General features: G+C 71.8%; 17 protein-coding genes and 1 pseudogene. 6 read left to right on the top strand and 12 right to left on the bottom strand.

Translation table 11 applies throughout. From position 1 onward, the window contains the following. Positions 1-37 precede the first annotated feature (37 nt). Together ACPYN4_RS09145 and ACPYN4_RS09140 are read right to left on the bottom strand one after the other, a co-directional pair. Positions 38-253, bottom strand: a complete 216-nt coding sequence (locus tag ACPYN4_RS09145; RefSeq protein WP_424446198.1) for a hypothetical protein — start codon at positions 251-253, stop codon at positions 38-40. Further along, positions 240-3,935 (bottom strand): AAA family ATPase, encoded by a 3,696-nt coding sequence (locus tag ACPYN4_RS09140; protein ID WP_424446197.1) that lies wholly within the window; start codon positions 3,933-3,935, stop codon positions 240-242. The genes ACPYN4_RS09145 and ACPYN4_RS09140 overlap by 14 nt, the downstream gene beginning before the upstream one ends. 215 nt (positions 3,936-4,150) lie before the next feature. Between ACPYN4_RS09140 and ACPYN4_RS09135 the strand changes: the two genes are divergently transcribed. Beyond that, positions 4,151-4,705 (top strand): methylated-DNA--[protein]-cysteine S-methyltransferase, encoded by a 555-nt coding sequence (locus ACPYN4_RS09135; protein WP_424446196.1) that lies wholly within the window; start codon positions 4,151-4,153, stop codon positions 4,703-4,705. A gap of 85 nt (positions 4,706-4,790) precedes the next feature. On the opposite strand, the gene ACPYN4_RS09130 is transcribed toward ACPYN4_RS09135, so the two are convergent. Together ACPYN4_RS09130 and ACPYN4_RS09125 are read right to left on the bottom strand one after the other, a co-directional pair. Then, positions 4,791-6,425, bottom strand: coding sequence for a solute symporter family protein (locus ACPYN4_RS09130; RefSeq protein ID WP_424446195.1), 1,635 nt, complete (start codon positions 6,423-6,425; stop codon positions 4,791-4,793). After that, on the bottom strand, positions 6,422-6,772 hold the full coding sequence (locus tag ACPYN4_RS09125; protein WP_239279562.1) for a DUF485 domain-containing protein: 351 nt from the start codon (positions 6,770-6,772) through the stop codon (positions 6,422-6,424). Before ACPYN4_RS09125 ends, ACPYN4_RS09130 begins: the two co-directional genes overlap by 4 nt. Before the next feature lie 139 nt (positions 6,773-6,911). Here ACPYN4_RS09125 and ACPYN4_RS09120 point away from each other — a divergent pair, with 139 nt between their 5' ends. Both ACPYN4_RS09120 and ACPYN4_RS09115 read left to right on the top strand, forming a co-directional pair. Continuing rightward, entirely contained in the window at positions 6,912-7,766 is an 855-nt protein-coding gene (locus ACPYN4_RS09120; RefSeq protein ID WP_239279561.1) for a helix-turn-helix transcriptional regulator, read from the top strand. A gap of 9 nt (positions 7,767-7,775) precedes the next feature. Further along, positions 7,776-8,147, top strand: coding sequence for a histone-like nucleoid-structuring protein Lsr2 (locus tag ACPYN4_RS09115; protein WP_076690174.1), 372 nt, complete (start codon positions 7,776-7,778; stop codon positions 8,145-8,147). Positions 8,148-8,182: 35 nt separating this feature from the next. Here ACPYN4_RS09115 and ACPYN4_RS09110 read toward each other — a convergent pair whose 3' ends face one another. From ACPYN4_RS09110 to ACPYN4_RS09095, 4 genes are all read right to left on the bottom strand, one after another. After that, on the bottom strand, positions 8,183-8,326 hold the full coding sequence (locus tag ACPYN4_RS09110; protein WP_239279560.1) for a hypothetical protein: 144 nt from the start codon (positions 8,324-8,326) through the stop codon (positions 8,183-8,185). Positions 8,327-8,521: 195 nt separating this feature from the next. After that, positions 8,522-9,313: a hypothetical protein gene (locus tag ACPYN4_RS09105; protein ID WP_239279559.1), complete on the bottom strand. Its 792-nt coding sequence runs from the start codon at positions 9,311-9,313 to the stop codon at positions 8,522-8,524. Between the two features lie 59 nt (positions 9,314-9,372). Beyond that, a complete protein-coding gene (locus ACPYN4_RS09100) occupies positions 9,373-10,176 on the bottom strand; it encodes a thermonuclease family protein (protein ID WP_239279558.1) in 804 nt (267 codons plus the stop codon). Positions 10,177-10,285: 109 nt separating this feature from the next. Beyond that, positions 10,286-11,074, bottom strand: a complete 789-nt coding sequence (locus ACPYN4_RS09095; protein WP_424446194.1) for an alpha/beta fold hydrolase — start codon at positions 11,072-11,074, stop codon at positions 10,286-10,288. 169 nt (positions 11,075-11,243) lie between these two features. Here ACPYN4_RS09095 and ACPYN4_RS09090 point away from each other — a divergent pair, with 169 nt between their 5' ends. Beyond that, positions 11,244-11,870, top strand: coding sequence for a helix-turn-helix domain-containing protein (locus ACPYN4_RS09090; RefSeq protein WP_424446193.1), 627 nt, complete (start codon positions 11,244-11,246; stop codon positions 11,868-11,870). A gap of 87 nt (positions 11,871-11,957) precedes the next feature. On the opposite strand, the gene ACPYN4_RS09085 is transcribed toward ACPYN4_RS09090, so the two are convergent. From ACPYN4_RS09085 to ACPYN4_RS09075, 3 genes and pseudogenes are all read right to left on the bottom strand, one after another. Then, positions 11,958-12,884, bottom strand: a complete 927-nt coding sequence (locus tag ACPYN4_RS09085; RefSeq protein ID WP_084201940.1) for a DUF1990 family protein — start codon at positions 12,882-12,884, stop codon at positions 11,958-11,960. Positions 12,885-12,917: 33 nt separating this feature from the next. After that, positions 12,918-15,056, bottom strand: a pseudogene (locus ACPYN4_RS09080) (DEAD/DEAH box helicase). 35 nt (positions 15,057-15,091) lie between these two features. Next, positions 15,092-15,568 (bottom strand): SRPBCC family protein, encoded by a 477-nt coding sequence (locus tag ACPYN4_RS09075; protein ID WP_076690169.1) that lies wholly within the window; start codon positions 15,566-15,568, stop codon positions 15,092-15,094. A 16-nt stretch (positions 15,569-15,584) separates the two neighbouring features. Between ACPYN4_RS09075 and ACPYN4_RS09070 the strand changes: the two genes are divergently transcribed. Together ACPYN4_RS09070 and ACPYN4_RS09065 are read left to right on the top strand one after the other, a co-directional pair. Beyond that, positions 15,585-15,911, top strand: coding sequence for an ArsR/SmtB family transcription factor (locus ACPYN4_RS09070; RefSeq protein WP_198159143.1), 327 nt, complete (start codon positions 15,585-15,587; stop codon positions 15,909-15,911). A 67-nt stretch (positions 15,912-15,978) separates the two neighbouring features. Then, positions 15,979-16,557: a GNAT family N-acetyltransferase gene (locus tag ACPYN4_RS09065; protein ID WP_424446192.1), complete on the top strand. Its 579-nt coding sequence runs from the start codon at positions 15,979-15,981 to the stop codon at positions 16,555-16,557. 19 nt (positions 16,558-16,576) lie between these two features. On the opposite strand, the gene ACPYN4_RS09060 is transcribed toward ACPYN4_RS09065, so the two are convergent. Then, the gene (locus ACPYN4_RS09060; protein WP_424446191.1) at positions 16,577-17,116 is read right to left on the bottom strand and encodes a hypothetical protein; all 540 of its coding nucleotides are present in this window, start codon (positions 17,114-17,116) and stop codon (positions 16,577-16,579) included. Positions 17,117-17,334: the final 218 nt, after the last annotated feature.

Here is a 17,334-nt window from a genome sequence, read left to right as displayed (position 1 = left end):
CGAAACGCCCCACGCCGTTCCGGAACAAGCGCGCCCGTCAGTAGTGCGGCGGCACGTCCCGCCGCAGCTGCTCGTCGTTGGGGCCCGATGCCCCCGCCCGCGTGGTGGGGGCATCGTCGCGCCGCGCCGGCAGCTCCGGGTCCGGGTCGCTCCCTGGCGCGGGGGTCAGCTGCGCGCGGCGCGCGCCCCGCACCCGCACGACCCGCTGTCGCCGGTCGGCGGCATCACCGGCATCCGCCTCAGTCGAGGACATCGATCGGCTGGGTCACCGTGTCGGCCGTGGGCGTCTCCGGCGGGGCGCCGAGGATCGCGGCGATCCGCGCGGCGACCCCGGCCGGGTCGCTGTAGAGGTCGAACGCGTGCACGCGGACGTAGTGCCAGCCGAGCCGGCGCAGCACCTGCGGCCGCAAGCGCAGGCTCTCGCGCAGCGTCTCGCGCACCGTGTCGGAGTCGCTCTCGACCACGACGGCCTTGCCCTTGTACTGCGCGACCAGCGGCAGCCGGCCGCGATAGTCGACGTCGACGGAGATCCCGAGCGCGCGCAGGTGCCCGGCGAGGGTCAGCGTGAGCGGATCGGCGAGATCCTCCAGCCGCGACTGGCGGGCGCGGGCGGCGATGCCGCCGAGGATCGACATGAGCGTCGCCGCCCCCGACTCCAGCCGTCCCTCGTCGAACGCCGACGGACGGATCGAGGAGACGATGACCATCGAGCGACGCGCGCGGGTCATGCCGACGGTGAGCAGACGCTCCCCGTCCTCGCCCGACAGGTCGCCGAAGTCGCTGAGCACGCGGCCGTGCTTGGTGAGGCCGAACCCGAGGGAGAACACCACCCGGTCACGGCTCTCGGCGACCGACTCCTCCAGGCCCAGCACGGCGAAGGGCTCGGCCGTATCGCGGCCGACGAAGTCGGCGACGTCCGAGCGCCCGGCGAAGGCCGCGGCCACCGCCTGGCGCACCCGCTCGGCGTGGCGCACCGACGCGGTGACGACCATCAGCGACTCGGTCGGACGGTTGACGGCGTGCTCGACGACGAGGGTGACGACCCGGGCGACCTCGGCATCGGGGCTCTCCACGGCGCCGGTCACGGGGTCGGGAGTTCCGGTGCCGCCCTCGACGTAGTCGACGCTGAGGCTTCCGCGCCCGAGGTACGACCCGGCCCACGGGATCGAGACGAGCCGGCCGTCGTAGAACGCGTCGTTGACGAGCTCGGCGAGGTCCTCGCCGCCCGCCCGGTAGCTGCGGGTGAGCGTGTCGACGGGGATGAGCTCGGTGAGACGCTCGAAGACACTGACCTCGTCGAAGTCGACCTCGGGCTCGTCGTCTGCGGTCGCCGCTCCCGCCCCGACCCGGAAGGGTGTGGGCTTCTGCGTCACCGGGTCGCCGAACGCGACGATCTGGCCGCCGCGTCGCAGCGCGGGTGCGGTTTCGGCGAGACAGAGCGCCCCGGCATCCGCCACGATGACGACGTCGAACGGGGTGGCATCCGGAATCTGCGGCACCTCGTACGGCGAGGCGAGCCACACCGGCGCGAGCGTGCGCACGAGCGTCGGCGCGGCGGCGACGAGCTCGGCGGCGTTCGCCCCGCCGGCACGCAGCAGCTGCTTCAGCCGGGCGGCCTCCTCGGCCTCGTCGACGACGGCGATGCGCCACTTCGTCGCGAGCTCAGCGGCCAGCAGCGGACCCGCCGAGGCGGCGTGCGCCTCGTCGACGAGCCGGTAGTCGCGCTCGAGCCGGTCCACGACGGCGGTGTTCGCCCCCAGCAGCGCCCGGTCGGAGCGCAGCATCGCCTCCAGCGCCGACTGCCACCACGCGAACTCGAACTCGGCGGCGACGTGCTCTTCGGGCACGTGCCGCACCGACAGCTCGGTGAGCAGCTCCTCCAGACCCATCTCGGCGAGCTCACCCCGGAGCGTCGCCCGCTCGACGAGGTTGTCGAACACGTCGGATTCGGCGGCGAGGCCGGCCAGGGTGCGCAGCAGGTGCGGAATCGGCAGCGACGCGAGCGACTCGGTGCGTCCGAGCACCCGGTCGAGCTGGCCGAGGTCGGCGGCCACCCGCTGCCAGGCGGCGGCGACGTCGTCGAGCCCCAGCGGGATCTCGGGGATGACGCCGGGCTCGACGAGCTGCTGCCACTGCGTCCGCTGCTGCTGCACTCGCACGAGCGACTCGTGCATATCGGTGATGTGCATGCCGGGACGCACGTACTCCTTCGACAGCCCCTTCAGCCGCCGGCGCTGAGCGCCCGACAGCGACGGCGCGTCGCGGCGCGGCGCGTGCGCCTGGATGAGCTCGCCGAGGGGACGCTCGAACACCGTCAGGCTGAACCGGTCGAGCGACGCGCGGATGCCCTGCAGCAGCTGCACGTAGGCGCCGAGCTCGGCGACGGTCGAGAACGGACGCATCCGCGTCTGCGCGATGAGCGCGTAGCCGCGTTCGAGGATCGCCGGCACATCGGTGCGGTGCAGGCGCCCCGCGAGGGCGTGCGCGTCGCGCGCCTGCTGGGTGGTCGCGAAGGCCACGCCGTACCACGGCGAGTCGTCGGGCCCGAAGCGGAACTCCCCCAGTCGCGCGGCGGTCGCGAGCGCGTGCGCGGCCTCGGCGCGGCGGGTGCCGAGCGCCTGCAGCGTCGCGATGTCGAACCGCGTGGCGGCGGACGGCTGCGGTGTGCCGGCGGCGATCGTCGTGAGGGTGCGCAGCGCCTCCAGCGGCGAGACCTCGACCCGCGGATGCCGCTGCGTGAGCGCATCGCGATAGTCGCGCAGCACGGTGCGCAGGCGCACCAGGGCGTCGTCGACGTCGGCGACCTTGGGCTGGGTGGCCTTCTCGTTGCGGGCGATCGCGCGGATGAGGTCGCGGTGCAGGTGACGCGGCGACACGGCGAGACCGGGCAGGCCGATGCCGGCGAGGCGATGGCGGACGCCTTCGAGCGTGGAGCGGCGGGCGCTGACGACGAGCACGCGCTTGCCGGCGCGGACGAGTTCGCCGACGGCGTTGATGACGGTCTGGGTGCCACCGGTGCCTGGCAGCGTGTGCACGGCGAGCGACTGCCCCGCCACGATGCGCGCGAGCACGGCCTCCTGCTCCGCGTCGGCGTCCAGCAGCAGCCGGTCCGCGGCCGGCGGGCGCTCATCGGCGTCGACGGCGGGCGGCGGCATCCGCACGATGGAGAGGTCTTCGCGGTCGGCGTCGTGTCCGGCGAGGGCGTTGAGGACGGGGTGGTCGAGGTCGCCGGCGTCGCGGCCCATCGCCGAGGACACGTCCGCGAAGGTCGACACGACCAGGCGCGGCAGCACCGTGAAGGTGTCGACGTGTGCCGTGAGGGCGCGCAGGTGGTCGATGACCGGCTGCGGCTTGAAGACGCCGTCGTCGTAGGCGAGCTCGGCGAGCGCGCGGCCGTCGAGCACGATGCCGAAGTGCGTGCGCGCGGCGGCGACGAGCTCGGGGTTGATCGTGAACGAGCCGTGCAGCTTGAGGTCGAAGTCGGCGTGATGGCGGCGGATGGCGAGGGGACGCAGCAGAACGGGCGCGGCGTACGAGACGCCGCCGATGCGCCACCCGGCGATCGCGACGGCGAGGTGCACAGCGTCGAGGCCCCGCGTGGTGCGCAGCTCGACGTCCTTTGCGGCGATGCGCTCGGCCGCGAGGCGCGCGGTGCGCAGCGCCACCTCGTCGCGGAACAGGTTCGACAGCAGCGTCGAGCGTCCGGTGATGAACTGGGGCAGGCTCCCGGGGTGGGCCTTCGTGATGTCGATGCCCGCGTCACCGGCGTCGGTGTAGTGCAGCAGCGTCGAGCGGCCGCCCAGCTGCGCCGCCTCCTCGCGCAGGCGCGCCCGCTCGGACTCGGCCACGTGGGTCACCACGACGCCCGGCTCGGACAGGTCGAGGTCGGCCGGGGTCACCGAGTATCCGTGGTCGGCGTCACTCACGCCTCGCACGGCGCCACCGTCTGCTCGCCACACACTCGACACCTTAGGCTCCGCCGCGGGCCGACACCCGCAACGCGGCGGGTTGTCGCGGGATTGGGGCTGATGTGACGCCTGTGACCTGGTGAGGTGTCATCGCCCTCTCCCCCGCGGGCCTCTGCCTCGGGTTGTCCACAATCGGGGCCGCTCGTGGCGGGCGGATGCCGCGGCGCCGCCATCATGGACGCATGACCCCCTCCGCCGCATACTCGGTGCACCCGACGCCGATCGGCGAGGCTCTCGTCGTCACGACCGACGAGGGCCTCGCCGTCCTCCACCTGCTCGAGATCGCCGTCGGCGCCCGCGAGGCCGCACTCGCCGAGGTCAGCGCGCAACTGCGCGCCGTGCCGGTGCCCGACGAGGCGGCGACCGCCGCGGTCACGACGCAACTGGACGAGTACTTCGCCGGCATCCGTCGGGACTTCGATCTCGCCCTCGATCTGTCCGGCGTCGACGGCTTCGCGCGGCGGGCGCTGGAGGCCATCTGCACGATCCCCTACGGCGAGACGGCGTCGTACGGCGAGGTCGCGATCCTGGCGGGCTCCCCCGGCGCGCACCGCGCTGCGGGGTCGGCCTGTGCCCGCACACCCATCTCGATCGTCGTGCCCGCACACCGTGTCGTGCGCAGCGACGGGTCGATCGGCGAGTACGGCGGCCACCCCGAGCGCAAGCGCTTCCTGCTCGACCTCGAGGCCGCCGCCGGCGCGGACCGCGCCGGCGGGCCAGACTCCGCGGCCGTGTAGGCCGGTCGCGGACCCACACCGAGACCCCGCGCAGACGCCGAGACCCCGCGTCGCGACGCGGGGTCTCGGTGTGCAGAACAGACCGCTAGTGGTCGACCGCCTTCTCGGCGCCGTAGCCGGTGAGCGAGCGCACCTCCATCTCGGCCGCCTTGACGGGGTCTTCCGCGCGCCGCGAGGTCACCGATCCGAGCCAGCCGAGGAAGAACCCGAGCGGGATCGACACGATCCCCGGGTTGTTCAGCGGCCAGATCGCGACGCCGACGTTCTTGAAGACGCTCGTCTCGGTGCCCCAGAACACCGGCGAGAGCACGATGAGGATGATGGCCGCGGCCAGTCCGCCGTACATGCTCCACACCGCGCCGCGGGTGGTGAACTTCCGCCAGAACAGCGAGTACAGGATCGTGGGTAGGTTCGCCGACGCCGCGACGGCGAAGGCGAGCGCCACGAGGAACGCGACGTTCTGTCCCTGCACGCCGATGCCGCCGAGGATCGCGAGGATGCCGATGACGATCACCGTGCGACGCGCGACCTTGACCTCCCCGTCGGGGGCGACCTTGCCCTTCTTCACGACGTTCGCGTAGATGTCGTGGGCGAAGGATGCCGCGGCCGTGATCGTGAGGCCGGCCACGACCGCGAGGATCGTCGCGAACGCGACGGCCGAGATGAAGCCGAGCAGCAGCGGCCCGCCGAGGGCCTGCGCGAGCAGCGGGGCCGCGGAGTTCACGCCGCCCGGTGCCGCCTTGATGACCTCGGGGCCGACGAGCGCGCCGGCGCCGTAGCCGAGCACGAGGGTCAGCAGGTAGAACAGGCCGATCAGCCAGATCGCCCACACCACCGAGCGCCGGGCCTCCTTGGCCGTCGGCACCGTGTAGAAGCGCATCAGCACGTGCGGCAGACCCGCGGTGCCGAGAACGAGCGCGATCGCGAGGGAGATGAAGTCCCACGGGTTCTTGCCGTACTGCAGGCCGGGGCCGAGGATCGCGTCCTTCGGGTCGGTGGCCGAGGCGGCCACGGCCGACTCCAGCAGCGTGTTGACGTTGAACCCGTTGATGGCGAGCACCCAGACGGTCATGACGATGGCCCCGCCGATGAGCAGGAACGCCTTCACGATCTGCACCCAGGTGGTGCCCTTCATGCCGCCGATCAGCACGTAGACGATCATCAAGACGCCCACGACGCCGATGACGATCGACTGGCCGATCTGCTCGTGGATGCCGAGCAGCAGCGACACGAGCCCGCCGGCACCGGCCATCTGCGCGAGCAGGTAGAAGAAGCACACCGCGAGGGTCGTGAGGGCCGCGGCCATCCGCACCGGTCCCTGCTTCAGACGGAACGAGAGCACGTCGGCCATCGTGAACTTGCCGGTGTTGCGCATGAGCTCGGCCACCAGCAGCAGCGCGACCAGCCACGCCACGAGGAAGCCGATCGAGTAGAGGAACCCGTCGTAGCCGTTGATGGCGATGGCGCCGCAGATGCCGAGGAAGGATGCCGCGGACAGATAGTCCCCGGCGATCGCGAAGCCGTTCTGCGGGCCGGTGAACGAGCGGCCCGCGGCGTAGTAGTCCGCGGCGGTCTTGTTGTTGCGGCTCGCCCGAATGACGATGAACAGCGTCACCGCGACGAACGCGCCGAAGATCGAGATGTTGAGGACGGGGTTGTTGTCGGCGGTCGCGGTGGCCGCGGCGGCCTCCCACGGCCCCTGAAGCTGTCGGAGGATCATCGGCCGGCCTCCTGCGCCTCGAGGTCGGCGCGGATCTCCGCGGAGACCGGGTCGAGCCGGCGGTTCGCGTACGAGACGTACCACATAGTGATCGCGAACGTCGTGACGAACTGGCCGAGCCCCATCAGCAGGCCGACGTTGACGGCGCCGAACACCGGGGTCGACATGAACTCCGTCGCGAACGACGACAGCAGCACGTAGGCGAAGTACCAGACCAGGAACGCGATCGTCAGCGGCCAGACGAAGCTGCGATGCCTTTTCTTCAGGTCGACGAATCGAGGGGATTCCTCGACCGCGACGTAGTCGATGCCGCCCGGCGGGGCGGATTCGGGGGACGGATGGGACATGTGGCCTCCTTGCCTCATGCGGTGCGGGGGATGCACCTCCGAACGGAACACGTCCGGTCGTCCTCGACCGGCCGCGTGATATCGTCGACGCTACGAAAACGAGTGACGCAGCCGTCACCCCCGGAAGTAGGTAGATGCGATGGCAGTCGAAGCCCTCGCCTCAGATCAGGATCTGCTGACCCACGCTGTCGGCGACCTCGCCGCCCGCACGGGTATGCCAGTGGCCTTCGGTGGCTTCGAGCGCGGCAATGCGGTCGAGGTGACGTCGATCGTCGGCACCCGTACGCCCTCGATCTCGGGACTCGTGGTGCAGGCCACCCGCGGCCTCGGCGGTCGTGCGCTCGTCGATCGCCGTCCCCGGCTGGCGCTGGACTACCGCTCGTCCCGCAACATCACGCATGACTACGACCGTGCCATTCTCGGCGAGGGCATCGCGACGCTGTTCGCGGTGCCGGTAGTCGTCTCGGGCAGGGCGCGCGGGGTGCTGTACTGCGGATCGTGGGCGCAGTCGCCGCTGCAGGAGAACACGGCGCGCAACGCGCTGCAGGTGGCGTCGGACCTGGCGACCGAGCTGCGGGTGCGCGACGAGGTGAACCGCCGGCTGTCGCTGGTCCCCTCCCCCGACGCGACGCCGAGCCTGGATGTCGCGGCGCGCGAAGAGCTGCGGGAGACGTACGCGGAGCTCCGCCGCATCGGCGCCGACGTCGCCGACCTCGGCCTGCGGCAGCGGCTCGGCGAGATCGAGCGCCGGCTGGCCGCGCTCTCGCACGACGGCGCCGCGGCTGTCGAGCCGCTGGACGTGAAGCTGTCGCCGCGCGAGACCGATGTGCTGGCGTGCGCCGCGCTCGGCCAGACCAACGCCGAGATCGCTGTCACGCTGGCGCTGCGCGAGGGCACGGTGAAGTCGTACCTGCAGTCGGCGATGGCGAAGCTGGATGCCGGGACGCGCCACGCCGCCGTCGCCAAGGCCCGGCGCGCCGGGCTGCTGCCCTAGGCTCCCCTCATGGCCCGCAGAATCGTGCATCAGCTCGTGGATGACCTCGACGGCACCGTGCTGGAGGTGGGCGCCGGCGAGACCGTACTGTTCTCGCTCGATGGCACCGCCTACGAGATCGACCTCACGGACGAGAACGCCGCCGCGCTGCGCGCGGCGCTCGCCCCCTTCATCGCCGCCGCCCGGTCGGTCTCGGCACGCTCCACCGCGAGCGCGCCGCGTCGCGGAAGCAGCGGAGGCGGCGGCCGGGCTCCGCAGCGGCGGTCCGGTCAGCGCGACTACGGCCCCATCCGGGAGTGGGCGAGCGCCAACGGGTACACCGTGTCCGAGCGAGGGCGCGTCCCGGCATCCGTCCTCGAGGCCTACGACGCCGCGCACTGACGCGCATCCGCCCCGCGCGTTCCCGTCCGCCGCGCTCAGCCGTGCCGGACGATGCCGGCGGGCACGGCGCCGCCGAACAGCGCGTCGACGGTGACGAGCACGAGGCCCCGGTCGCGCAGACCTGCGACGACCCGACCGAACACCCGCGCGGTCCCGGTCTGGATGTCGTGCATGAGCATGATGGACCCGCGCTGCGGGGTGTCGATGGCGTACGCGGCGTGAGGGCCGCGATCGCCGTGGCGACGGCCACGGCGGCACCGGCGATCGTGGCGACGACGATCGGAAGGCGGTGGCGGGGACGACGGCTCACTCGCCGATCATGCCAAGAGCGCGCCCGCCCGCCGCGCTCCCACGCGGCGATCCGCCTCGCGGATTCAGGCGCCGGTACCGGGCGGCTCGTGGGCGACGAAGACGCGCAGTTCGTCCCCGACGACGCGCAGCCGCAGCACGGCGTCGGAGCCGAACGCGTCGGCGAGCTCGGAGCCGGCATAGGTGGCGAGGGCGAGGTCGAGCTGGGGGTCGAAGGGGACGATCGCGCAGCCGCCGGTGCCGCTGCTGAAGTCACCCTGCGGGACGGCGACGAAGACGCAGCGCTGCGTCGGATCGCCGGCGGACGTTCCGACTGTCACCTGCATGCCGTGAAAGTCCTCGAACTGCACGGTGTCGGTGAACGGACCGGAGATGATCTCGCTCGGGGTGGGGTCGGCGGCGGGACGCACGACGGCGTCGGGTCGTTCGGCGCCCGCCGACGCCGCCCAGAGGGTGATCCCGGCGGTGACGGCTGCCGTCGCGAGCGCCGTGGCGGCGCAGGCCAGCAGCAGGCGTCCACGCGAGCGCGGCGCGGTGCCGGATGCCGCGGGTGCGGCGGCGGGGCCTGCCGCGGGGTCTGCGGCCCCGTCCCGGTCCGGGTCGGGGGTCTGGCCGGCACTCGGACGGGCGTCGGTGTCGGCCGGGGGCGACACGAACGAGAACGCGGGCAGGGACGGTGGCGGGCCGACCGCCGGGGCGGCCGGTGCCGATGGCGCGACGGCCGCCTCCCCCATGATGCGGCGGCGCTCCTCGAGGTCCCGCAACCGCGCGAGCGCGACCGGATCGTCGTGGATGTCGGCATCCGCGCCGTACGCACGGGCTCGCAGCGCCGCGAGTTCGGCGTCGACGTCGGTCATGGACTCACTCTGCCAGGTCGCACGCCGCGGGCGTGGTCGGCGTCACGGTCGCGTTCGCCCTACTCGCACGCGAGGCCGTCGCCTTCGCCGTCGCCATTGTTTCCGGTGCCGTTGGCGAACCAGTCGTAGATGGCGGCCTCCGCAGGGTTGTCCCGCGAGAACGGCCCCGTGGGGTGCCCGTTGGGGTTCTTCTTGAGCTTCGTGCACGACGAGTACTGTCGCCACCACTCATCGACGGAGGGCGCAGCCGGGGGCTGCGCAGCCTGCTGCTCTGCGGCGATCCTCGCTTGCTCGGCGTCGGCGGCGGCCTGCGCCGCGGCCGCCTCTGCGGCGGCCTGCGCGGCGGCGGCCTCTGCGGCGGCGCAGGCGGGCGTGCTCACGACGCCGGCCGCGGTGAGGGTGGCGAGCTGGCCGGCACGATAAGCGGTCTCGCGCGGGTGCGCGGGGTATCCGTCGGCCGAGTCGTACCGCGCGACGGCGAGCCCCGCGGCCAGCACCGAGGCGGCGACGTCCACGCCGTCGACGGTGTCGACGTAGCGCAGCAGCCTGCCGTGCTGGTCCTGATCGTTCTCGCCATCGGGAAGCTGCAGGATGACCGCATCCCCTGGACGCAGGAGCGACGCGACGAGCGCGGCGGCCTCGTCGTACCCGCATTCGCCGCGTTCGGGCGCGTCGATCCCGATGATGCGAACCGTGCCGGCGGTCGTCTCGATCGTGTCGCCGTCGATGACGGAGTCGACCGTCACGGCGGGTTCCGCCGCCGTGCTGGCGGACGGTGTCGCCCGCGGCGACGGTTCGGCGGCGCATCCCGCCAGGACGAGGACGGCAGCAGCGACGGCGGCGAGGCCCCAGATTCCACGCATGAGCACGAGCCTAGGGGCGCATGGCGCGCCATCCCGGCATCCCCGCCCGGCGCCGTGTCGTGGCGAACGGCGGTCGCGCCGGCATCCCTCCGCGGCCGCCCGGTCGCGGTCAGACGAGCGTGAGGAGTGCCGCTGTCGTCGCCTCCGGGGCGTCGAGGGTGGCGACGTGTCCGGCATGCGGGATGACGTGCTCGGTCACGCCCTCGGCCGCGGCCCACCGCGGCATCGCCGTGGCGATGTTGCCGGTACGGTCGTCGGCGCCGCGGATGAGGCCGAGGGGTACCGGTGTGCGATAGGCCGGGTCGGGGTCGACGAGCGAGACCGTGGCGCGCCAGACATCCAGGAACGTGCGCTTCGGCATTCGTCGGAACATCGCCTCGGTGGCGGCGACGGCCGCCGGAGTGACGGCCGACGCCTTCGCCATGAGCCCGGGCAGGCGCCCGGCGGGGATGAGTCCGAGCATCGGAGCCGCAAGGCGCAGCGCGAGGCGCTCCGCCGGGGTGAGGGGGCCGGCGTTCCAGGTGGCGCCGATCACGACGAGGCCGGCGGCGCGATCGGGGTGGCGGCGCACGAGCGCTTGCGACAGGTTTCCGCCGAGCGAGTGCCCGACGAGCACCGGATGCTGCAGATCGAGGGCGTCGAGGAGTGCGGCGAGATCCTCCAGCGCGTCGGCGGCCGTGAACCGGATGCCGTCGTCGAGGGGCGATGCGCCGTGCCCGCGGAGGTCGTGCACGATCGCCCGTCGGCCTGTTGCGCGCACCGCCTGGAGCTGGGGCGCGAAGACGCTGTGGTCCATGCCGGCGCCGTGGGTGAAGACAACCGCCGGTCCGTCGCCGCCGGAGTCGGAGTATCGGATGATCGCTCCGGGGCGGCGGAGCGCGTCGGAGAGGTGAGTCATGTCCCCAATCTCTCACGCCGCAACGAACGGCGCGGCGCGTCCCGGCGTGGCACGCGCAGCCCACCGGTCGTTGAGCGAGCGAGGAACGAGCGAGACGAAACGTGCCGACCCTCTCGCCGGCCGTCAACGACGGGTGCATAGTAGGTCGCATTCGACCTAGGGGCGACACATGGGATTGCTCGAGCAACTCGCCCGTCACCGACGCGTCGCGGGCGTCTCCGCGCCCGAACTGGCGCTACGGGTGGGCACACACGCGAGCAACATCTACGCGATCGAGTCCGGACGTCGAGATGCGCGATTGAGCACTGTTGAGGCACTTGTCGCCGCGACGGATGCGCGTCTGCTCATCGTCGATACCGGTCGGCGCGCGAGCGCAGCCGATACCGCCGAGACACTTCGACGCGATCTCGACGACGCACATCGCGCACAGGCGCTCGTGCAGCTGTCCAGCAACCTCAAGAGCGTGGGCCCGCTCGCGAAGGCGGCTTTGACGACCGATCCGCCACTCCCCCTGGCTCCGACATGGGATGCCGCGATTGCCGGCATCGTTGAGCACGAGCTCACTCGATCCGGATTGCCCTCACCGGCATGGGTCAGCGACGTGCAGGGGCTCCCCGACGGGCGCTGGGATCCGTGGACAGCTGGTCGCCTCTTTCCCGACGCCGACAGGGTGCCCGAACCCCTACGCCGGAGAGGCGTGTGGATTGACGAGGCCGAGTTGGTGAGCGCATGCGCAGCGACCAGGCGCCGGTCAGGCTGGAACGAACGGATGTTGTTCGAGGCCTCCGCGAGCTGATCGCTGAACTCGCCCGCACGTGTACGCCCGCTCGAATCCGATTGGTGGGCGGGGCGGCCATCGCGCTCGCATGACACCAGGCACCCGTCACCGCAGTGCGCGGCGGTAGCGGCGGCGGGCGATCACCTGCGCCACCCGCAGCAGCGGATACGCCGGCCGCCACGGGCCACGCGCGGCCGGCGCTGTCAGTGAGCGGATGCTGAGCAGCACCGCATCCGCATGACGATGGACGACGAAGGCCTCCTCCCCGCGGACGGGGTGCCCCGGCAGCGCGCGGTACGAGAACCCGACGCGGTCGGGCTGTCGGATCACCGCGACGACCTCCACGGGCTCGCGCACGACGAACGGCCCGAGGCGCGCGGTGATGGTGAGCCGCTCCCCCGGCATGACGTCATGCGGTGATGCGACGGCGAAGCCGCTGCGCGTCTTCACGCCCCAGCGCAGCACCTCGGATGCCGCGCGCTGCCAGCACGCGTCGCCGCGGCCGATGACCGTCTCGCTCTGCGCAGCACGGAAGGGGTGAGTGACCCCGGGCTCCCAGGTCACCTCCTCGGGATCGGTCGACGGCGCGACGCCGAGCGCCGTGAGCAAGTGAGCGTTGCGCTGCCGAATGAGGCGCCGGAGATACGGCACCAGCACGACGCGCTCGGCGAGTCGGCCGAAGAAAGGCGATGCCAGCTCGATCGTGTCGGTCATACGGGTGCCGCTACCGACTTGCTCGAACCGGTGCTCGTGCCGGAACGACCGGAACGGCCCGCGCACTTGCTCGTCGACGAACCGGGTCGGCTCTTCGAGTTCGGTGATCCGCGAGGTCATCGTGAACCGGATGCCGAAATGCCGCGCCCGCCAAGTGACGGACTCCTCAAGACCGATCGATCCGCTCGTGACGCCGCCGACGGCGCGCTCGCCCGACTGCCGCATCGACGCGACGTGCGCATCGATGTCGAGCGAGAGCGCGTACAAGGCCTCGGGCGACACCGCGGCATCCGTCACCAGCGTGAACGAACTCGGCATGTCTCGATCCTGCCGGATGCCGGCGCGCACCCGTCAGCCGCGCAGCGCGAGGGCGAACGGCAGCACCGCTGTCGCGCCGGCGTGGCGTAGCTCGTGCGCGGCGGCGGTGATCGTCCAGCGACTGTCGACGAGGTCGTCGACGAGCAGCACCGGCCCCGTCGGCAGGTCGAGGTCCGCCGCGCTGAACCGGTTCCACACGCCCGCGAGCCGGAAGGCGCTGTTGCCGCCCGGGCCGCCGGTCGGACCGCCGTCCACGAGGGCGAGGGTGCCGGCGAGAGGGAGTCGTCCGACCTCGGCGATCCCCCGCGCCAGCGAGGCGACGAGCTGCGGTTTCGACCGCGACGGCATCGCCACGACGGCGACCGGCCGCTCCGCCCACCCCCAGTCCGCGAGCACCCGCACGCACGCGGCGAGCACGTTCGGCGGCACCGGGCCGTCGGCGGCACCGGCGGCGAAGATCTCGCGCAGCGTTCCACCCCAGCCGAGGTCGGTGAGGCGCGCGAGCGCCCTCCCCTCGTCGTACTGCGACTCCGCGGGGATGCGCCCGCGCAGCGGCAGGCCAAGCTTGTCGGCTCCGGTGGGCCACTGCCGGCGCGGCTCGATCGGCACGCCGACGCGGTCGAGTGCGGTGGACGCGGCATCCGTCGCCTCTTCGCCGATCGACGCCGCGAACCACGGGCCGGCGCAGTTGTCGCAGCGGCCGCACGGCGCGGCGGTGTCGTCGTCGAGGGCGCGCTGCAGGAACTCCATGCGGCACGTGGTGAGCTCTTCGTACTCGATCATGTGCTGCTGCTCGGCGATGCGCTCCGCCGCGATGCGGGTGTAGCGGTCGGCGTCGTAGGTCCACGGCTGACCGGTCGCGATCCAGCCGCCCTGCACGCGGGCGACGGCGCCGTCGACGTCGAGCACCTTCAGCAGCAGCTCGAGCCGCGTGCGGCGGATGTCGACCATCGCCTCCAGCGCCGGGGTCGACAGCGGTCCGCTGGCCGCCGAGAGGGCCGCGAGAACGCGGCCGGCGCGATCTTCGTCGGGCATCGACGCGGTCGCGAAGTAGTGCCAGATGTCGCGGTCTTCGGCGCCGGGCAGCAGCAGCACATCGGCGGATGCCGTGGCGCGGCCGGCGCGGCCGACCTGCTGGTAGTACGACACCGGCGACGAGGGCGCGCCGAGGTGCACGACGAAGCCGAGGTCGGGCTTGTCGAAGCCCATGCCGAGGGCGCTGGTGGCGACGAGCGCCTTGACGCGGTTGTCCTTCAGGAGCGCCTCCGACTCCTCGCGCTCGTCGGCGTCGGTCTGGCCGGTGTACGCGCGCACCTCGTAGCCGCGGTCGCGCAGCAGCCGCGCGGTGTCGTTCGCGGCGGACACGGTGAGCGTGTAGACGATGCCCGAACCGGGCAGGTCGTCGAGGTGGCTGAGTAGCCAGGCGAGCCGGCTCTGCGCGTTCGGCAGCCGCAGCACGCCGAGCCGCAGCGAGGCGCGCGCGAGCGGGCCGCGGATGACGAGGACATCGGATGCCGGGGTGTCGGCATCCGTCACACCGCCATCGCCTTCCAGAGCACCGAGCTGCTCCGCGACATCAGCCACGACGCGGCTATTGGCGGTCGCGGTCGTGGCGAGCACGGGGACGCCGGCGGGGATGCGGGCGATGAGGTCGCGCAGGCGCCGGTAGTCGGGGCGGAAGTCGTGGCCCCAGTCGCTGATGCAGTGGGCCTCGTCGACGACGAGGAGGCCGATCCGCGCGACGAGCTGCGGGAGCTGCTCGTCGCGGAACGAGGGGTTGTTGAGGCGCTCGGGCGACACCAGCAGCACGTCGACCTCGTCGCGGTCGAGTTGCGCGAGTACGTCGCGCCATTCATGCGCGTTGGTGGAGTTGATCGCGACCGCGCGGACGCCCGCGCGCTGGGCGGCGGCGACCTGGTCGCGCATGAGGGCGAGCAGCGGCGAGACGAGCACCGTGGGGCCGCCGCCGCGGCGCCGGAGCAGGAGCGTCGCGACGAAGTAGACCGCCGACTTGCCCCATCCGGTGCGCTAGACGACGAGCGCGCGGCGTCGCCCCTCGACGAGGGCTTCGATCGCCTCGAACTGCCCGTCGTGGAAGTCGGCGTCGTCGCGCCCGACGAGGGTGCGCAGGACGTCGAGCGCCTCGGCGCGGGCGGAGGTCGTCGTGGTCATGCTCCCACTATCGCCGGTGCCGCCGACATCGCGGTCTACGCGTAGAAGCCGTCGCGGAGGTTGATGCCGTGTTCGACCCAGACCTTCAGCGCGGCGAGCATGCCCGTCCAGCCTTCGCAGTTGCCGAAGGCGTGCTTGGCGCCTTCGGCCGTGACGAGCCAGGAGGACTCGCTGATCGTGACCAGGGTGCGGGTGTCGTCGTCGATGGGCTCGAACTCGAAGGTTGTTCGCGTGACGCCCTTCTCCCCCGTCGTGGCGGCGCCATCCCATTCGATGACGATGCGTCGAGGCGGTTCGGCTTCGACGACGGTGACCGGGAAGGCGCCAGGGAAGTCGTGGAAGTCCCAGGTGATGTCCGCTCCCACCTCGAGACGGCCGCGGGCGCCGCCGGTGGTGAAGTAGCGGGACAGCTGCGCGGGGTCGGCGACCGCCTCGTAGACCTCTGCGCAGGGCCGGGAGATGCGGCCGGAAACGGTGAAAGACAGCGCGTCGAGCGGAGTGGCTTCAGACATGTTGTATTTTTATCACATGTCATCCTTCGAGGACCAGAGCGCCGATGACGATCGGGTCTTCAAGGCGCTCGCGTCGCCGGTGCGGCGGCGGGTACTCGATGCGTTGAAGGAGTCGACGCAGACGACCGGGGCCCTATGCACGCTGTTTCCGGAGCTCGATCGGACGACGGTGCTGCAGCATCTGCGAGTACTGGAAGAAGCCGGGTTGGTCACCGGCCGCAGGTCCGGTCGCGAGCGGCACCTCTCGCTCGCCCCGCTGCCGATCAAGCGCATCCATGATCGCTGGATCAGCGAGTACGCCCGCGCTGCGGTGCAGTTGCTCGCAGAGCTGGACGAGGCGTAGCGCGAGGGCTCGCGGGCACTGCCGCCGGCACCTGGCGGCCCCAGCGGTTCGGGCGGACAATGGCGCCATGACGGCGCACGAGATCCGGGCGTTGACGCTCGAGACGTATCCGGCGTGGCTGGCGCTGGCCGAGAAGCACAACGGCGTGTGGGGCGGCTGCTACTGCAGCTACTTCCACGACGACACGGCCACGACCAAGAAGGCGGATGCCGGTGGCCCGCTGTTCAAGAAGCGGATGATCGAGGAGGGCATCGCCCACGCGGCGCTCGTCTTCGAGGGCGAGCAGGCGATCGCGTGGTGCGAGTACGGCAGCCCTGCCGAGCTGCCCCGCATCTACCACCGCAAGGAGTACGACGCCGGCGAGGCGCACCCCGCCCCGTGGCGCATCACGTGCTTCTTCGTCGATCGAGATCATCGCCGCCAGGGGGTCGCGCTCGAGGCGCTGCGGGGAGCGCTCGATCTGATCGCGCAGGCGGGCGGAGGTGAGGTGGTGTCGTTCCCGAACATCGTTGAGCCGGGCAAGCGGGTGTCGGCGTCGTTCCTGCACAACGTGACGCCGGGCATGTTCGAAGAGGCGGGCTTCACGTTCGAGCGCCGGATCGGCAAGAACAAGACCGTCATGCGCAAGGTCGTCCTGCCGGCGTGAGGTTCGGGTACGCAGAGGGTCAGGCGGGCCAATCCCAGCTCGGGTCTGCCGCTGCGCAGCGCTTGGCCATCGTGCGGGCACGAGAGGCTCCCCGTGCGGTGTTCGTGCCACCCCACGGCGTCCACTCCCACTCAGCAGGGATCACGTGGATCGCAAGGACGGTGGACTTGTTCTCCGGGTCAGAGGTCACCACGGGCACGGCTCCGTGGTTGCCGATGAACCACATGTACAGGCGGTTCTCGCTGACGATTCCGGCCATGGCCAGCGTCTTCCCGTAGCCTTCGTCGGGCGTCAGCAGATGCTCGGCGTGCACCGCGTCACCACCGAAGAAGTGGATGGCGTCGGAGTACAGCTCTCTGACCATCCCCCGGAACCGCTCGCGGCTCTCGTCGTCGGAGCCTGCGCGAGCGATCGGGAAGATCTGCAGGTCGCCCCTGTCGATGACGTGGCGATCGAGTGCTGACCACGTGACGCCGGTCGCGTGCTCGTTCCGCTGCCGAGCAAGATCAAGAGCCTCCAAGATGGCGAGTCCATCGGCAAGCTGCGTGAAGCCGGTCATGCTTCCACTATGCGCTGTCGAGCGTCGCCTTCCGGGACCGTCCCTCGAGGATGCTGGGCCAACGAGTCGACTCCTCGCCATCGTGACAGTCCCGCACTCTCGGGATCCCTAATCGGGCGCTGCCCGGTGATCGGGCGCTAACTGTACTTCCCCGTGACGTTGTGAACGCGGGCTGAGGGGGTCTGGCCGCCGATCCCGGTGTGGGGTCTGTGGTGATT

Source organism: Microbacterium sp. CH-015, assembly GCF_049707015.1.
In the GTDB taxonomy this organism is placed as follows: domain Bacteria; phylum Actinomycetota; class Actinomycetes; order Actinomycetales; family Microbacteriaceae; genus Microbacterium; species Microbacterium aurum.
The sequence above is the reverse complement of the archived record's forward strand: the minus strand, read 5'-3'. Positions and strand labels throughout refer to the sequence as shown.

What these genes read in the sequence shown, in the direction of transcription:
- ACPYN4_RS09145 (WP_424446198.1), bottom strand. Translation starts at nt 253, where the DNA reads ATGTCCTCGACTGAGGCGGATGCCGGTGATGCCGCCGACCGGCGACAG.
- ACPYN4_RS09135 (WP_424446196.1), top strand. Translation starts at nt 4,151, where the DNA reads ATGACCCCCTCCGCCGCATACTCGGTGCACCCGACGCCGATCGGCGAG.
- ACPYN4_RS09130 (WP_424446195.1), bottom strand. Translation starts at nt 6,425, where the DNA reads ATGATCCTCCGACAGCTTCAGGGGCCGTGGGAGGCCGCCGCGGCCACC.
- ACPYN4_RS09125 (WP_239279562.1), bottom strand. Translation starts at nt 6,772, where the DNA reads ATGTCCCATCCGTCCCCCGAATCCGCCCCGCCGGGCGGCATCGACTAC.
- ACPYN4_RS09120 (WP_239279561.1), top strand. Translation starts at nt 6,912, where the DNA reads ATGGCAGTCGAAGCCCTCGCCTCAGATCAGGATCTGCTGACCCACGCT.
- ACPYN4_RS09115 (WP_076690174.1), top strand. Translation starts at nt 7,776, where the DNA reads ATGGCCCGCAGAATCGTGCATCAGCTCGTGGATGACCTCGACGGCACC.
- ACPYN4_RS09110 (WP_239279560.1), bottom strand. Translation starts at nt 8,326, where the DNA reads ATGCTCATGCACGACATCCAGACCGGGACCGCGCGGGTGTTCGGTCGG.
- ACPYN4_RS09105 (WP_239279559.1), bottom strand. Translation starts at nt 9,313, where the DNA reads ATGACCGACGTCGACGCCGAACTCGCGGCGCTGCGAGCCCGTGCGTAC.
- ACPYN4_RS09100 (WP_239279558.1), bottom strand. Translation starts at nt 10,176, where the DNA reads ATGCGTGGAATCTGGGGCCTCGCCGCCGTCGCTGCTGCCGTCCTCGTC.
- ACPYN4_RS09095 (WP_424446194.1), bottom strand. Translation starts at nt 11,074, where the DNA reads ATGACTCACCTCTCCGACGCGCTCCGCCGCCCCGGAGCGATCATCCGA.
- ACPYN4_RS09090 (WP_424446193.1), top strand. Translation starts at nt 11,244, where the DNA reads ATGGGATTGCTCGAGCAACTCGCCCGTCACCGACGCGTCGCGGGCGTC.
- ACPYN4_RS09085 (WP_084201940.1), bottom strand. Translation starts at nt 12,884, where the DNA reads ATGCCGAGTTCGTTCACGCTGGTGACGGATGCCGCGGTGTCGCCCGAG.
- ACPYN4_RS09075 (WP_076690169.1), bottom strand. Translation starts at nt 15,568, where the DNA reads ATGTCTGAAGCCACTCCGCTCGACGCGCTGTCTTTCACCGTTTCCGGC.
- ACPYN4_RS09070 (WP_198159143.1), top strand. Translation starts at nt 15,585, where the DNA reads ATGTCATCCTTCGAGGACCAGAGCGCCGATGACGATCGGGTCTTCAAG.
- ACPYN4_RS09065 (WP_424446192.1), top strand. Translation starts at nt 15,979, where the DNA reads ATGACGGCGCACGAGATCCGGGCGTTGACGCTCGAGACGTATCCGGCG.
- ACPYN4_RS09060 (WP_424446191.1), bottom strand. Translation starts at nt 17,116, where the DNA reads ATGACCGGCTTCACGCAGCTTGCCGATGGACTCGCCATCTTGGAGGCT.